This window comes from Franconibacter pulveris, from assembly GCF_056780215.1.
In genome coordinates this window covers 2,567,474-2,582,179 of record NZ_CM165555.1, presented here as the reverse complement: position 1 = coordinate 2,582,179, position 14,706 = coordinate 2,567,474, and the positions used below count along the sequence as shown (strand labels likewise).

Genomic DNA, 14,706 nt, shown 5'->3' with positions numbered 1-14,706 from the left:
ATGGAAAAGAAAAATGGATGCCATAAAAAACTCTCTCGCCGCGATATACGGTGAAAAATTTAAAGAAGAACACTGCCTTCGCTTATCAGGAAATATGAATAACGCTCGCCGGGAAATCAACGTTTCTCGTAAAAGAGGGTGGGATGAAAGCGATGTGGTATTGATTACTTATGCCGACCAGTTCCGTTCTCCGGGCGAAAGTCGACTCGCCACGTTTAAACGTTTTTTTGATAATTATTTACGCTCGACTTTCTCGCATGTACACCTTCTGCCTTTTTATCCTTGGTCTTCGGACGACGGTTTTTCGGTTATTGACTATCACCAGGTCGACCCGATTAATGGCGACTGGGATGACGTAGCCCGCCTCGGAGAAAGCGCCCGCCTGATGTTTGATTTTGTCTGCAACCATATGTCGGCGAAAAGCGAATGGTTTCGCAATTATCTGCACCAAAAGCCAGGCTATGAAGAGTATTTTATTGCGATGGACCCGTCGACCGATCTTTCCGCCGTCACGCGCCCGCGCGCGCTCCCTTTGCTGACGCCTTTTACGTTTGCCGACGGCCAGGTCAGACACCTCTGGACGACCTTCAGCGACGATCAGATAGACCTTAATTTCGCGAGTCCAGAAGTGCTGCTGGCGATGGTGGACGTGCTGCTGCACTACCTCAAAGAGGGGGCGCAGTATGTCCGGCTCGACGCGGTCGGTTTTATGTGGAAGACGCCAGGCACCAGTTGCATTCACCTCGAAAAAACGCATCTGCTGGTGAAGCTCTTTCGCGCTATTGTGGACTATGTTGCGCCTGGTACCGTCATCATCACCGAAACAAACGTCCCGCATAAAGACAATATTTCCTACCTGGGCAACGGGCATGACGAAGCGCAGATGGTTTATCAATTCCCGCTGCCGCCGCTGGTGCTGCATGCTATTCATACGCGTAGCGCCCGCACGCTTTGCGACTGGGCCAACAGCCTTGATGCCAGCGGCGGCGACACCACCTGGTTTAATTTTCTTGCCTCCCACGACGGCATCGGACTCAATCCGCTGCGCGGCATTCTGCCGGAGGCGGAAATCCTGGCGCTGGTGGAAGACTTACAGGCCGAGGGCGCGCGGGTTAACTGGAAAAATAATCCGGACGGCAGCCGCAGCCCTTATGAAGTGAACGTCACGTATATGGATGCGCTTAACACCCGCGGCTGTAGCGACGCAACAAGGCTGTCACGTTTTCTTCTGGCTCACGCTATTTTGCTGAGCTTCCCGGGCGTGCCGGCGGTTTATATTCAAAGCATCCTGGGTTCGCGCAATGATGAAGAGGGCGTGAAGCGACTGGGTTATAATCGCGCAATCAACCGTCAAAAATATACTGAGGCTGAAATAGCGCAAGCGCTAAACAGCAAAGGCAATTTACGTCATGAAACCTGGCGGCAATTAAGTCATTTAATTAATGTTCGTCGTAATCACGCCGCATTTCATCCGGACAGTGAATTTCATGCGGAATTACTCAGTGAGCAGCTTTTCGTTATTGTTCGTCGTGCCTTAAATGGTGAAGAAATTAAGGCGATATTTAATCTGGGAAATACGGCGCAGACGGTGTTATTAACGGAAGATTGGCGTCGTGAATTAATAAGTGATGCCGTAATTAACGAGCCGGAAATTACCCTCAACCCCTGGCAGGCAATGTGGCTTAGCAAAGCATAAAAGGAACGCATTATGTGGAAAAATAAACGCGTGCTGTTATCAGCACTGGTGGCGTGCGCCCTGATTTCAGGTTGTAAGCAAGAGGATAACGCCACCACCATTGAATTTATGCACTCCTCCGTTGAACAGGAGCGCCAGGCGGTAATTAATCAACTCATCGCGGAGTTTGAAAAAGAGAATCCCGGCATCAAGGTTAAACCGGTGCCGGTGGAAGAGGACGCCTATAACACCAAGGTGACGACTCTCGCGCGTTCAGGCTCCCTGCCTGAAGTTATCGAGATAAGCCATGACTACGCCAAGGTGATGGATAAGGAACAGCTTATCGATCGCGATGCGGTGCAGCAGGTTATTGCCGGGATCGGTGAAGGCATGTTCTATGACGGCGTATTGCGCATCGTTCGTACCGAAGATGGCAAAGCCTGGACGGGGGTGCCGATGAGCTCCTGGCTGCAGGGCGTCTGGTATCGTAAATCAGCGCTCGCCGGGGCGGGGCTGAGCGAGCCGACTGGCTGGGACTCGCTGCTGAGCGCCGCCGCCAGGCTTGCTAATCCGGCGCAAAAAAAATATGGCATTGCGCTGCCCACGGCGGAAAGCGTAATGACCGAACAGGCTTTTTCCCAGTTCGCCCTTTCTAACGGCGCCAATGTGTTTAATGCCCAGGGGGAGATAACGCTCGACACGCCGGAAATGCGCGAGGCGCTCAATTATTACGGCAAACTCGCTGCGCTCTCGATGCCCGGCTCTAATGACGTTATGGAAATTAAAGACGCTTTCATGAACGGCACGGCGCCGATGGCTATTTACTCCACCTACATCCTGCCCGCCGTCTTTAAAGAAAGCGACCCGAAAGATCTCGGCTTTATCGTGCCCACGCAAAAATCCTCCGCCGTTTACGGCATGGTCACCTCTCTGACCATTACCGCCGGGCAAAGCGAGGAGGAGACCGACGCCGCGGAAAAATTTATCGCTTTTATGGAGCAAGCGCCTCACGCTGCGCAGTGGGTGCTGATGTCTCCCGGCGCGGCGCTGCCAGTGAACAAAGCGGTCGTCGAAACGCCCGCGTATAAAGAGAACCCGGTCATCCAGGCCTTTAGCGTGCTGACCAATGAACTGATCGCCCAGTATCCCAACGTGCAAGTCTTCGGCTCGGTCGGCGATAAGAACTTTACCCGTATGGGCGACGTAACGGGCTCCGGGGTCATCAACGAAGTGGTAAATGGCGTAACGGTCGGCAAACAGGAGCCGCAACCGGCGCTCGCGAAGGGGCAGAAGCGCCTCGTTGAACTGGTGCAGCAGCACTAATTTTCTGCACAGGAAGTGACGCTCATGAAGAAAGTGCTTTCCGGCCGTTCAGATATGCCGTTCGCCATGTTCCTCCTCGCACCCAGCCTGCTGTTGCTGGGGGGGCTGGTCGCCTGGCCAATGCTATCGAATATTGAAATCAGTTTTCTGCGCCTGCCGCTGAACCCAAGGTTAGTCTCGCGGTTCGTTGGCCTGGATAATTACATCAAAATACTTACCGATGCCGCGTTCTGGCATTCGCTGTGGGTGACGTTCTGGTACACCGCGCTGGTGGTGCTTGGCAGTACGACGCTTGGGCTGGCGGTCGCGATTTTCTTTAACCGGGAATTCCGGCTGCGCAAAACGGCCCGTTCGCTCGTGATCCTCTCCTATGTTACGCCGTCGATTTCTCTGGTATTCGCCTGGAAATATATGTTCAACAACGGCTATGGCGTAGTGAACTGGATCGCAGGCGACTTGCTGCACCTCTATGACGAGGCGCCGCTCTGGTTCGATAACCCCGGCAGCAGTTTTGTGCTGGTGGTGCTGTTCGCCATCTGGCGTTATTTCCCGTACGCCTTTATCTCGTTTCTCGCCATTCTTCAGACTATCGACAAATCGCTCTACGAGGCGGCGGAGATGGACGGGGCCAACGCCTGGCAACGTTTTCGCATCGTCACGCTGCCCGCCATTATGCCTGTGCTGGCGACAGTACTGACGCTTCGCACCATCTGGATGTTTTACATGTTCGCCGATGTCTACCTGTTGACGACGAAAGTCGACATTCTGGGCGTCTATCTCTACAAAACCGCCTTCGCGTTTAATGACCTCGGTAAAGCCTCGGCGATTTCAGTAGTGCTCTTCATCATCATTTTCGCTGTCATCCTCATTACCAGAAAACGGGTGAATCTCCATGGCAACAAGTAAACGTACGCTTCGCCGCGCTGGCTTTTACATCGGGCTGGCGCTCTTTCTTATCTTCACGTTGTTTCCTTTCTTCGTGATGTTGATGACCTCGTTCAAAAGCCCGAAAGAGGCGATATCGCTGCACCCGACGCTGTTTCCGCAGCACTGGACGCTGGAGCATTACGTCGACATTTTTAACCCGCTGATCTTTCCGTTTGTTACCTATTTTCGTAACAGCCTGGTGGTTTCTGTAACGGCCTCCGGCGTGGCGGTGTTTATCGGCATACTGGGCGCGTACGCGCTCTCAAAGCTGCGCTTTAAAGGGCGTATGACCATCAACGCCAGCTTTTACACGGTCTATATGTTCTCGGGCATTCTGCTGGTCGTGCCCTTATTTAAAATCATTACTGCGCTTGGCATTTACGATACGCAACTTGCCATCATCCTCACCATGGTGACGCAAACCCTGCCTACCGCGGTATTTATGCTGAAAAGCTACTTCGACACCATTCCGGATGAGATTGAAGAAGCGGCGATGATGGACGGTCTTAACCGTCTGCAAATTATCTTCTATATCACGGTGCCGCTCGCGGTATCCGGTCTGATATCGGTCTTTGTCTACTGCTTTATGGTGGCCTGGAACGATTACCTGTTCGCGTCCATTTTCCTTTCCAGCGCTGGCAATTTCACGTTGCCGGTGGGACTGAATGCGCTCTTCAGCACGCCTGATTATATCTGGGGACGCATGATGGCGGCATCGCTGGTCACCGCCTTGCCGGTGGTCGTGATGTACGCGCTTTCTGAACGTTTTATTAAAAGCGGTTCGACTGACGGTGGCGTGAAGGGCTAACCGGGTCATTTTTAATACGGAGATTGAAATGAAGAAATTGATTGCTAAAGCGCCCCGCGTTGCGGCGCTGGTGGAATACGAAGACCGCCCGGTAGCGGCCAATGAAGTAAAAATCCGCGTGCGCTATGGCGCGCCGAAACACGGCACCGAAGTGGTGGACTTTCGCGCCGCCAGCCCGTTTATCGATGAGGCGTTTTCCGCCGAGTGGCAACTGTTCGTGCCGCGCCCTGAAGGGGCTGCGCGAGGCATTGAGTTCGGCAATTTCCAGCTTGGCAACATGGTGGTCGGCGAGATAGTCGAGCGCGGTGCTGAGGTGACGGATTACGCCCTCGGCGACCAGGTCTGCACCTACGGCCCGCTGATGGAGACGGTTATCGTCAACGCGGTGAACAACTACAAACTTCGCAAGATGCCGCAAGGCGCATCGTGGAAAAACGCGGTCTGCTACGACCCGGCTCAGTTCGCCATGAGCGGCGTGCGCGACGCGAACGTCCGCGTGGGTGATTTCGTGGTGGTGGTGGGCCTGGGTGCGATAGGCCAGATAGCTATCCAGCTGGCGAAAAAAGCGGGCGCATCCGTGGTCATCGGCGTCGACCCGATTGCGCATCGCTGCGAGATTGCCCGCCGTCACGGCGCCGACCATTGTTTAAACCCGGTGGGAACCGATATCGGGCTTGAGATCAAAAAGCTGACCGGCAAGCAGGGCGCTGACGTGATTATTGAAACCAGCGGTCACGCCGATGCGCTGCAGGCGGCGCTGCGCGGCATCGCTTATGGCGGCACCATCTCTTATGTCGCCTTCGCCAAGCCGTTCCCGGCGGGGTTCAATCTGGGGCGCGAGGCGCACTTTAACAACGCGAAAATTGTGTTTTCCCGCGCCGGCAGCGAGCCGAACCCGGACTACCCGCGCTGGAGCCGCAAACGCATTGAAGAAACCTGTTGGGAATTGTTGATGAACGGTTATCTCAACTGCGAGGACCTGATAGACCCGGTCGTCACCTTCCAGCAGAGCGCTGACAGCTATATGAAGTTTGTCGACCAGCACCCGGAGCTGAGCATCAAAATGGGCGTCACTTTTTTAATTCATGGATGAACACACAATGAAAATCGCTACGCAAAACCAGGCCTTCTTTCCGCAGAATATTTTAGAAAAGTTTCGCTATATCAAAGCAATGGGGTTCGATGGCTTTGAGATAGACGGCAAATTGCTGGTTGATAACCTCAAAGCGGTGAAATCCGCCATTGTTGAAACCGGGCTGCCGGTGACCACCGCCTGCGGCGGCTACGACGGCTGGATCGGTGACTTTATTGAAGAGCGTCGCCTCAATGGTCTTAAGCAGATAGCCGGCATTCTGGAAGCGCTGGCGGAAGTGGGGGGCAAAGGCATTATCGTGCCCGCGGCGTGGGGCATGTTCACCTTCCGCCTGCCGCCGATGACGTCGCCCAGGAGCCTTGAAGGGGACCGCAAAGCGGTGAGCGACTCCCTGCGCTACCTGGACGGCGTCGCGGCGCGTACCGGCACTACCGTTTTCCTCGAGCCGCTTAACCGCTATCAGGATCACATGATTAACACCCTGGCGGACGCGCGCCGCTATATCGTGGAGGGCGACTTACAGCATGTAAAAATTATTGGCGATTTTTATCATATGAATATCGAAGAAGACGATATTAGCGCCGCCTTTCACGACAACCGCGACCTGCTCGGCCATGTGCATATCGCCGATAACCACCGCTATCAGCCGGGCAGCGGCGCTATCGATTTCAAAAAGCACTTTGATCAACTGCGGGCGGATGGCTATGACGGTTACGTCGTCTATGAATGCCGCATTCGCGCGCAAGACGCCGCGGCGGCGTACCAGCAGTCGCTGAACTTTCTGCGTCAGTGTTAAGAGGCGGCGCGCAAGATGAGTGCTAACAATCCTTTGCCGCTGCGGGTCGCCATTATCGGCGCCGGTCAGGTGGCGGATAAAGTCCACGCCTCGTTTTATAGCGCGCGTAAAGAGGTGCAACTGGTTGCTGTCTGTGACAGCAACCAGCAACAGGCGCAGGCGTTCGCCGAACGCTACGCCGTTGAACACGTCTTTACCGATGCGCAGACGCTGCTGCGAGAATGTCGCCCCGATGTCGTGAGTGTCTGTTCACCGAACCGCTTTCATTACGAGCATGTCATGCAGGCGCTGGCGGCAGGCTGTCACGTCATGTGCGAAAAACCGCCCGCCATGACGCCGCAGGAAGCAGACGAGATGCGTAAGGCGGCGCGCCAGGCAGGCAGAGTGCTGGCCTACGATTTTCATCATCGTTTCGCCCTGGATTGCCAGCTGTTGCGCGAGCGCGTGGCGGCAGGGGAGCTGGGCGAGGTCTACGTCACTAACGCCCGCGCGCTCCGCCGCTGCGGCGTGCCGGGATGGGGCGTTTTTACCAATAAAGCGTTGCAGGGCGGCGGGCCGCTTATCGATATCGGCATCCATATGCTTGACGCCGCGCTGTTTGTGCTGGGCTTCCCGCAGGTGCGTCGCGTAACAGCGCATGCCTATCAAAAACTCGGCACCCGTAAAAACAGCGGCCAGTTTGGCTACTGGGATCCGTCGGCTTATACGGTGGAAGACGCTGTGTTCGCCACCCTGGAGTTCGCTCATGGCGGCATTCTGCGCCTCGAAACCTCTTTTGCGCTGAATATCATCCCGCAGTCCGTCATGAACGTAGAGTTCTGCGGCGATAAAGCGGGTGCCACCCTCTTTCCGGCGCATATTTATGAAGATGTGGATGGCGACCTGGTGACGCTGTTACAGCGCGAAAAGGCGGATGACAAACGGCATCAGCGCAGCATGACGGCCTTTCTGGAAGCCGTACAGGGCAAACCGGCGCCCATCGCCGACGCTGAGCAGGGATATCTTATTCAACAACTTGTCGCCGCCATTTATCAGGCAGCGGAAACAGGGATGTGTGTGGAATTATGAGGGACATAAGTTCGCTGGTCGAAGCACGCTTCGACCCGCAGCGGCACAACAAGTACGCCACGCTGATGGCGGCAGGCAACGGCTACCTCGGCATTCGCGCCACGCATGAAGAGGGCTATACCACCCAAACGCGCGGTATGTTTCTCGCCGGGCTTTATCATCGCGCCGGGGAAGAGGAGCCGCGCGAGCTGGTGAATCTGCCGGATGTGGTGGGCATGCATATTGAGATTGACGGCGAGATAGTCAACCTGCTTGCCGGCAAGCTGCTGAGCTATCGTCGCGAGCTGCGCTTTGCCACAGGTGAACTGCGCCGCGAGGCGGTCTGGGAATCAGTGAGCGGTCAGCGTTATACGCTGCTCTGCGAGCGATTTCTTTCCAGCCACAATAAAGCGCTTTTTTGCCAGCGCATTTCGATTACGCCGCACAACAGCGAATGTTGCATCAGCATTGCAACGGGTATCGACGCCACGCAAACCAACGCTGGCCGCCAGCATCTGGATGAAACTCAGGTTCGCGTATTCGATCAGCAGACCATGCAGGCGATTTACCGCACCCGCAGCAAGGACGCGCACGTCGCTATCACCTGCGCCTGCCTGGTATCGCCCCGCGCTCAGGTGAGCTTTTCCGCTAAAAACCGTCGGCTGCAACAGCATAGCTTTTGCGAACTGAAGCCAGGCGAGACGCTAACGCTTAATAAGTATTGCCTGATCGAGCGGTGGCTGGATGGCGAGATGCCCAACGAGGCGGGCCAGACAAGCCTTGCGCAGCTTAGCGCCTGCATGGAGCAGGGGTATGAGGCATTACTTGGCGCCTCTGCCGCCGTATGGCAGGCATGGTGGCGTCACTGCCGGGTGAGGGTGCAGAGCGCGACGCCAGACGATCAACGCGCGCTGGATTTCGCGCTTTATCATCTGGCGGCCATGACGCCGGTTCATGATGAGCGCAGCAGCATCGGGGCGAAGGGGCTGACGGGAGAAGGTTACAAAGGGCATGTTTTCTGGGATACGGAGGTCTTTCTGCTGCCTGTCCATCTGCATACGCAGCCGGAAATCGCTCGCCAGCTTCTGCGCTACCGCTGGTTGAACCTCGCCGGGGCCCACAAAAAAGCGCAGCAGAACGGTTTTGCCGGCGCATTGTTTCCCTGGGAAAGCGGACGCACTGGCGAAGAGGAAACCCCTGCCTGGGCTGCAATTAATATCCGTACCGGGCTGCGGCAAAAAGTGGCGTCAGCGCTGGCGGAGCATCACCTTGTGGCGGATATCGCCTGGGCCGTCGTGGCGTATTATCAGGCAACCGGCGATGAGGCCTTCATGGCGAAAGAGGGTGTGGAGCTGCTGAAAGAAACCGCGCGCTTCTGGTTAAGCCGGGCGACTGAGGTCAACGGCGCGCTCGAACTGTATGATGTCATCGGCCCGGATGAATACACGGAGCATGTAAATAACAACGCCTATACCAACTATCTCGCCTGCTACAACGTGGCGATGGCCCGCCATTTCGGCAAGCGTTTTTCCCAACTCGATGAGGCTTTCAGCAACCAGCTGGACGATTTTCTCGCTCGCCTGCGGCTGCCGCAGCCACGGCCTGACGGCGTGATCCCACAGGACGATACGTTTTTCAGTAAACCGACTATCGATCTCACGCGCTATAAAGCGAACGCCGGCAGCCAGTCGGTACTGCTGGACTATTCGCGCGCCGAAGTTAACGAAATGCAGATCCTGAAGCAGGCGGACGTGGTGATGCTGCTGTACATGCTGCCCTGGCTGTACGGCGAGCCGGTGTTGCGGGCAAATCTGGATTATTACGAACCGCGCACCATTCACGACTCCTCGCTCAGTAAGGCGATACACGGGATTGTCGCTGCGCGCTGCCATGAGCCTGAGCAGGCGTACCGCTTCTGGCGTGAAGGGTGCCAGATAGATCTCGGCGACGCGCCGCACAGCAGCGACGACGGCATTCATGCCGCCGCCAGCGGCGCTATCTGGCTTGGCGCGGTACAGGGGTTTGCGGGCGTTGTGGCAATGCAGGATGAACTGCACATTAACCCGGCGCTGCCAAAGGCGTGGACCAGCGTGGCGTTTCCCTGCTGCTGGCGCGGCCGCAAGCTTTACATCACCCTGACGCATCAGCAGTTAAGCGTAGAAAGTGATGGGCCGGTCACGCTGCATGTGCACGGCAAAACGGTTGAGGTGGACGGCAGAGCCGATTTTTTTATCCCGGCGTCCGGGAGCGGTACCAGCCAGGAGGGCATATGAAACCGCAGGCAATCATTTTCGATCTCGATGGCGTTATTACCGACACGGCGCACCTGCATTTTGTCGCCTGGCGCAACGTGGCGGCGGAAGTGGGCATTATGATCGATGAAAAATTCAATGCTGAACTGAAAGGCATCAGCCGTATGGCTTCGCTTGAGCGCATTTTGCGCCATGGCGGCAAAGACGCGGCGTTCGACCTGGCGGCCCGCGAGGCGCTGGCAAGGCGCAAAAACGCGCTTTACGTCGATTCGCTTGCACAGCTTACCCCGCAATCCGTGCTGCCGGGCATGACCTCGCTGTTGCATACGTTAAAAGCGCAGGGGATTAAAACGGGTTTGGCTTCGGTGTCGCTCAATGCGCCAGCAATCCTGACCGCGCTGGGTCTGCAATCGCATTTCGATTTTTGCGCCGACGCAAGCAGGCTTAAACGCTCCAAGCCAGACCCGGAAATTTTTCTCGCCGCCTGCGAGGGGCTAAAGGTCGAGCCGGCACGCTGTATCGGAATAGAAGACGCGCAGGCGGGCATTGAGGCGATTAACGCCAGCGGCATGCTTTCCGTGGGTATCGGCGTTGGGCTAAAACAGGCGGATCTGCTGCTGGACAATACTGAGCAGCTTACCTGGCCGCGGCTACAGGCTTTCTGGGATCAACAACAGCGCGCTCGCGCGTCCAGCCACTGAGGGATAACTATGGCTCAGCTCTCCTTACAACATATCCAAAAAATTTATGACAACCAGGTTCATGTAGTAAAAGATTTCAACCTGGAGATTGCCGATAAAGAGTTCATTGTCTTTGTCGGCCCTTCTGGCTGCGGCAAGTCCACCACGCTTCGCATGATAGCCGGGCTGGAAGAGATTAGCGGCGGCGACTTGCTTATTGACGGTGTGAGAATGAACGATGTGCCCGCCAAGGCGCGCAACATCGCCATGGTGTTTCAGAACTACGCGCTGTACCCGCATATGACGGTTTACGACAACATGGCGTTCGGCCTGAAAATGCAAAAGATCGACCCGCAAGAAATTGACGGGCGAGTCATGTGGGCGGCGCAGGTTCTTGGGTTGAAAGAGTATCTCAAGCGCAAACCCGGCGCGCTTTCCGGCGGCCAGCGCCAACGCGTGGCGCTCGGACGGGCGATTGTGCGTGAGGCGGGCGTTTTTTTAATGGATGAACCGCTCTCAAACCTCGACGCCAAGCTCCGCGTTCAGATGCGCGCGGAGATCAGCAAGCTGCACCAGAAGCTCAATACCACCATGATTTATGTCACCCATGACCAGACCGAAGCGATGACCATGGCGACACGCATCGTCATTATGAAAGAGGGCATCGTGCAGCAGGTTGGGGCGCCGAAAGAAGTTTATAATCATCCGGCAAATATGTTTGTGGCGGGGTTTATTGGCTCGCCAGCCATGAACTTTATCCGCGGCGCGATTGACGGCGATGGCTTTGTCACCGAAACGCTTAAGCTGCAGGTGCCGCCGCATTTACTGAAAACGCTCAACGATCGCGGCTATCAGCGAAAAGCCGTGATGCTTGGCATTCGTCCGGAAGATATTCTGACGCAGCCCGGCAATGGGCAGCCTATCTCAGCGCATATCAGCGTGGCGGAATTAACCGGGGCGGAGTTTATGCTTTATTGCACCGTCGGCGGTCATGAACTGGTGGTGCGCGCCAGCGCAGAAAAAGATTATCAGGCGGGGGAGACGATTCCGCTGTGGTTTGATATGCAAAAAAGCCACTTCTTCGATGTTGAAACAGAATGCGTGATTAGCTAAAACCGGGCCGGGATATACCCGGCCTTTTTTAGCGCACTTCAACAGACAAATAAGTTAATTCTCACCTCTGACCGATCCGGTAAGCGTTATGCAGGTGGGAATAATCACTTCGGGCTGCGCTTTTCGTCCGGCAATAATATCAAACAGCACTTCGCTGCTTTTTTCCCCTAACGACTGCGTCGGCACGTTAATGCCGCCCGGTTCAGGCGTTAACGTAAGGGAAAGCATCTCATTGCCGTAACCAATAACGGAAAGCTGCTGCGCGATGACGATATTTTTCATCGCTGCCGCGCGATAGACGCCGACCATTTTCAGGCTGTCGGCGACAAAAATCGCGTCGGGCGGCGAGGGAAGCGAAAGCAGCGTTTCAGCCGCCGCCAGCGCGCTCTGCTGGGTATAGCCGCCATCAATCATAAGCCGGGGGTCGCAATCCAGATTGTGCTTTTCCAGCGCGGCCTTAAAGCCCGCCAGCCGATCAACGCCGACGTGGTGGTCGAGCGGCGCGTGAAGGCAGGCGAGCCGTCGATGGCCCCGAGCAATGAGCGCTTCGGTAAGCTTCAGGCTGTCGCCGAAATTATCGGTATCGACAGAATAAATATTGCGATACTCGCCCGCGACTTTACCAATTACCACCACAGGAACGGCGCATTTCTCCAGCTCGCTGTAAAAGGTGTCGTCCATGGGCGAGCTCAACATAATAATGCCTTTGATCATCTTCTGGCGGATCTTAAGCAAACATTTATTCAGCGCTTCATGGGGGTCTTTCGATGTTTGTAAAATAACGTCGAAACCTTCCTTCTCCGCCCGGGCGGTTATGGCGTGAAGCACTTCTGAGAAAAAAGGATTACCCGCTGTTGTTTTGGTTGAGCGCGTAGTGATAACCAGAATGGCATCGAAGCCTGCCGATGAAAGGGCGCGGGCCATAATATTTGGCTGATAGTTTAATTCTTCTATCGCTTTTAAAACGCGCTCTCGCGCCTGTGGAGAAATATTGGTTTGATTATTCAGCACGCGGGAGACGGTGGATTTAGAGACCTTCGCCACGCGGGCAATATCATAAATAGTGGGGGACATTGTCGACCGTGCTCCGTCACTTCGTCAAAACGGGAACATCTTACGTAAGCGTATAAAAGATGTCCATTCGCAAAGCGGACTGCCGGCAGGCAACGCGAGACATGAGGCAATAGCCGCTACGCGGGAGCGGCTATTTTGAGGTTTACCGTTGTTCGCCGCCAATCACTTCGCGAATGCGGCTGGCTATCTGCCCGACGTGCGTTTCCAGTGCGAAATGACCGGTATCCAGCAGTTCCACCACGGCGTTTGGGTTATCGCGTTGATACGCGTGCGCGCCCGGGGGAATGAAAAAGGGATCGTGCTCGCCCCAGATTATCAGGGAAGGAAGCTGGCGCTGGCGGAAAAAAGCCTGGAAATCAGGATAGCGTTTAAGGTTGTTGGCATAATCCAGAAACAGATCGAGCTGAATCTCTTTATTCCCTGGGCGCTCAAGCAGCAGGGCGTCCAGCTGCCAGGTTTCCGGCGCCACGCGTTCCGGGTTCTTCACGCCATGCAGATATTGCCAGCGGATCCCTTCCAGATTCAGCACGGCGTCATGCACAAGCTGGCGATTCTCCGCCGACGGCGTATCCCAATAAGCGCGAATCGGCGCCCAGGCGTCTCCCAGCCCTTCAAGGTAAGCGTTGCCGTTTTGTGAAACCAGACCGGTTACCCGCTCCGGGTAAGTCAGCGCCAGGCGCAACCCGGCAGGCGCGCCGTAATCAAACACATAAAGGGCATAACGTTTCAGCCCCAGCGCGTCCACGAATGCGGTAAGCGTCTCGCCGAAGGCGTCAAAGGTGTAGCGATAATTCCGCTCTGTCGGCACTTCCGTAAACCCGAAGCCAGGAAGATCGGGGGCGACCAGATGAAATTTGTCAGCCAGCAGCGGGATCAGCTCACGAAACTGATGCGATGAACTGGCGAAACCGTGGAGCAACAACAGCGTTGGGTTAGAAGGCGCACCGGCTTCTCGATAGAACACGCGAATGCCGTCTGCTTCAGTGAATTGATAACGTACCGGGTAATGGTGGTTCATCGTCATGGCCTCTTCTGTAACTGTTAAAAATCAGTTTAGTGGTTACTCAATTTCAGTATGACGAACCTTTGTAACCAGTCAAATGAATTTTTAAGGGTTTCAAAGAGGGGCCTGGCCTTATCCGGCAATAAACCAACCTGCGGCCTTACTTTTTCAGCGTGCTAATTGTTTGATACTGAACGATGTCTGGCGGGTAAAACGCCTGCGGAATATCTTGTAACTGCTAAACCAGTTTTTTGGGGTTACAATTGCCCTTTATCTATTTCGCAGGAGGTTGGCCGTGAATGCTCTTTTTCCCGCGCCGTTCGCTAACGGACCGCTCTTTCTGGCGGATCACGGCGCGCTGGATTTTCTTAATACGGTAGCGCTGGCGGAGGGGCAACGGCATGACTTCTGGCAGCGTGACGACGATGTCAAAGCCTGGCTGGCGCAATCCGGGCTGGTCGCGCTGCCGGATAAACCCCCTTTCGAACCCGGTGCGCTTTTGCATGAGGCGCGCGAGCTGCGCGAAACAATCAGAACGCTGGTGGCGCGGAAAAAGGCGGGTGAGACGGTCGATCCGGCGCCGCTTAATCGCTATCTGGCTTCAGCCAATAGTCATCAGCAACTGGTGACGGGAGAGGATGGCGCGCTGCGCATTGAGCGGATCTATGCCAGCCAGACGCCTGCGCAATTACTCGCGCCTGTCGCGGAGCTGGCGGCGTCGCTGCTGGCTGAGCCCCATTTCGAGCTGGTTCGGGAATGTGAGCATCCTGAGTGCTGCCTGTGGTTTTATGACAGAACGAAATCCCACCGCCGCCGCTGGTGCAGCATGGCGCTCTGCGGCAACCGGGCGAAGGTGGCCAGGTTCAGGCAGCAAAAGCGAGGCTAGGGCGGAACGCTGTGCGCAGCGGCGCTGAA

13 protein-coding genes are annotated in these 14,706 nt (G+C 55.7%); 11 read left to right on the top strand and 2 right to left on the bottom strand.

The window, feature by feature from the left end; translation table 11 throughout:
• The first annotated feature begins 13 nt into the window (after positions 1 to 13).
• Genes ACU4F7_RS12205 through ACU4F7_RS12160 form a run of 10 tightly spaced genes read left to right on the top strand, consistent with a single transcriptional unit; the run spans position 14 to position 11,714 of the window.
• The gene (locus ACU4F7_RS12205; protein WP_481637019.1) at positions 14 to 1,696 is read left to right on the top strand and encodes an alpha-amylase family glycosyl hydrolase; all 1,683 of its coding nucleotides are present in this window, start codon (positions 14 to 16) and stop codon (positions 1,694 to 1,696) included.
• Between the two features lie 12 nt (positions 1,697 to 1,708).
• Complete coding sequence (locus ACU4F7_RS12200) at positions 1,709 to 2,998, top strand: ABC transporter substrate-binding protein (protein ID WP_481637018.1); 1,290 nt, start codon at positions 1,709 to 1,711, stop codon at positions 2,996 to 2,998.
• A gap of 24 nt (positions 2,999 to 3,022) precedes the next feature.
• Positions 3,023 to 3,904: a carbohydrate ABC transporter permease gene (locus ACU4F7_RS12195; RefSeq protein ID WP_029591562.1), complete on the top strand. Its 882-nt coding sequence runs from the start codon at positions 3,023 to 3,025 to the stop codon at positions 3,902 to 3,904.
• Complete coding sequence (locus ACU4F7_RS12190; protein ID WP_481637017.1) at positions 3,891 to 4,733, top strand: carbohydrate ABC transporter permease; 843 nt, start codon at positions 3,891 to 3,893, stop codon at positions 4,731 to 4,733. The genes ACU4F7_RS12195 and ACU4F7_RS12190 overlap by 14 nt, the downstream gene beginning before the upstream one ends.
• 28 nt (positions 4,734 to 4,761) lie before the next feature.
• A complete protein-coding gene (ycjQ, locus tag ACU4F7_RS12185; RefSeq protein WP_481637016.1) occupies positions 4,762 to 5,826 on the top strand; it encodes a D-guloside 3-dehydrogenase in 1,065 nt (354 codons plus the stop codon).
• A 7-nt stretch (positions 5,827 to 5,833) separates the two neighbouring features.
• Positions 5,834 to 6,622, top strand: a complete 789-nt coding sequence (gene ycjR, locus ACU4F7_RS12180; RefSeq protein WP_481637015.1) for a 3-dehydro-D-guloside 4-epimerase — start codon at positions 5,834 to 5,836, stop codon at positions 6,620 to 6,622.
• 15 nt (positions 6,623 to 6,637) lie between these two features.
• The gene (ycjS, locus tag ACU4F7_RS12175; protein ID WP_029591566.1) at positions 6,638 to 7,690 is read left to right on the top strand and encodes a D-glucoside 3-dehydrogenase; all 1,053 of its coding nucleotides are present in this window, start codon (positions 6,638 to 6,640) and stop codon (positions 7,688 to 7,690) included.
• Positions 7,687 to 9,942: a glycoside hydrolase family 65 protein gene (locus tag ACU4F7_RS12170; RefSeq protein WP_481637014.1), complete on the top strand. Its 2,256-nt coding sequence runs from the start codon at positions 7,687 to 7,689 to the stop codon at positions 9,940 to 9,942. The genes ycjS and ACU4F7_RS12170 overlap by 4 nt, the downstream gene beginning before the upstream one ends.
• The gene (pgmB, locus tag ACU4F7_RS12165) at positions 9,939 to 10,622 is read left to right on the top strand and encodes a beta-phosphoglucomutase (RefSeq protein ID WP_481637013.1); all 684 of its coding nucleotides are present in this window, start codon (positions 9,939 to 9,941) and stop codon (positions 10,620 to 10,622) included. Before ACU4F7_RS12170 ends, pgmB begins: the two co-directional genes overlap by 4 nt.
• Before the next feature lie 9 nt (positions 10,623 to 10,631).
• Entirely contained in the window at positions 10,632 to 11,714 is a 1,083-nt protein-coding gene (locus tag ACU4F7_RS12160; RefSeq protein ID WP_481637012.1) for an ABC transporter ATP-binding protein, read from the top strand.
• 54 nt (positions 11,715 to 11,768) lie between these two features.
• Here the strand turns inward: ACU4F7_RS12160 and ACU4F7_RS12155 are convergent, their stop codons facing one another.
• Both ACU4F7_RS12155 and ACU4F7_RS12150 read right to left on the bottom strand, forming a co-directional pair.
• Entirely contained in the window at positions 11,769 to 12,788 is a 1,020-nt protein-coding gene (locus tag ACU4F7_RS12155; protein WP_481637011.1) for a LacI family DNA-binding transcriptional regulator, read from the bottom strand.
• A 142-nt stretch (positions 12,789 to 12,930) separates the two neighbouring features.
• Entirely contained in the window at positions 12,931 to 13,812 is an 882-nt protein-coding gene (locus ACU4F7_RS12150) for an alpha/beta fold hydrolase (RefSeq protein WP_481637010.1), read from the bottom strand.
• Between the two features lie 274 nt (positions 13,813 to 14,086).
• Here ACU4F7_RS12150 and ACU4F7_RS12145 point away from each other — a divergent pair, with 274 nt between their 5' ends.
• Positions 14,087 to 14,677, top strand: coding sequence for a CGNR zinc finger domain-containing protein (locus tag ACU4F7_RS12145; RefSeq protein ID WP_029591572.1), 591 nt, complete (start codon positions 14,087 to 14,089; stop codon positions 14,675 to 14,677).
• Positions 14,678 to 14,706 lie beyond the last annotated feature (29 nt).

Excerpts from the sequence above, each read along its gene's own strand:
- ACU4F7_RS12195 (WP_029591562.1), top strand. The coding sequence starts at position 3,023 with ATGAAGAAAGTGCTTTCCGGCCGTTCAGATATGCCGTTCGCCATGTTC.
- ACU4F7_RS12190 (WP_481637017.1), top strand. The coding sequence starts at position 3,891 with ATGGCAACAAGTAAACGTACGCTTCGCCGCGCTGGCTTTTACATCGGG.
- ACU4F7_RS12155 (WP_481637011.1), bottom strand. The coding sequence starts at position 12,788 with ATGTCCCCCACTATTTATGATATTGCCCGCGTGGCGAAGGTCTCTAAA.
- ycjQ (WP_481637016.1), top strand. The coding sequence starts at position 4,762 with ATGAAGAAATTGATTGCTAAAGCGCCCCGCGTTGCGGCGCTGGTGGAA.
- ACU4F7_RS12150 (WP_481637010.1), bottom strand. The coding sequence starts at position 13,812 with ATGACGATGAACCACCATTACCCGGTACGTTATCAATTCACTGAAGCA.
- ACU4F7_RS12160 (WP_481637012.1), top strand. The coding sequence starts at position 10,632 with ATGGCTCAGCTCTCCTTACAACATATCCAAAAAATTTATGACAACCAG.
- ycjR (WP_481637015.1), top strand. The coding sequence starts at position 5,834 with ATGAAAATCGCTACGCAAAACCAGGCCTTCTTTCCGCAGAATATTTTA.
- ACU4F7_RS12170 (WP_481637014.1), top strand. The coding sequence starts at position 7,687 with ATGAGGGACATAAGTTCGCTGGTCGAAGCACGCTTCGACCCGCAGCGG.
- ycjS (WP_029591566.1), top strand. The coding sequence starts at position 6,638 with ATGAGTGCTAACAATCCTTTGCCGCTGCGGGTCGCCATTATCGGCGCC.
- ACU4F7_RS12200 (WP_481637018.1), top strand. The coding sequence starts at position 1,709 with ATGTGGAAAAATAAACGCGTGCTGTTATCAGCACTGGTGGCGTGCGCC.
- pgmB (WP_481637013.1), top strand. The coding sequence starts at position 9,939 with ATGAAACCGCAGGCAATCATTTTCGATCTCGATGGCGTTATTACCGAC.
- ACU4F7_RS12205 (WP_481637019.1), top strand. The coding sequence starts at position 14 with ATGGATGCCATAAAAAACTCTCTCGCCGCGATATACGGTGAAAAATTT.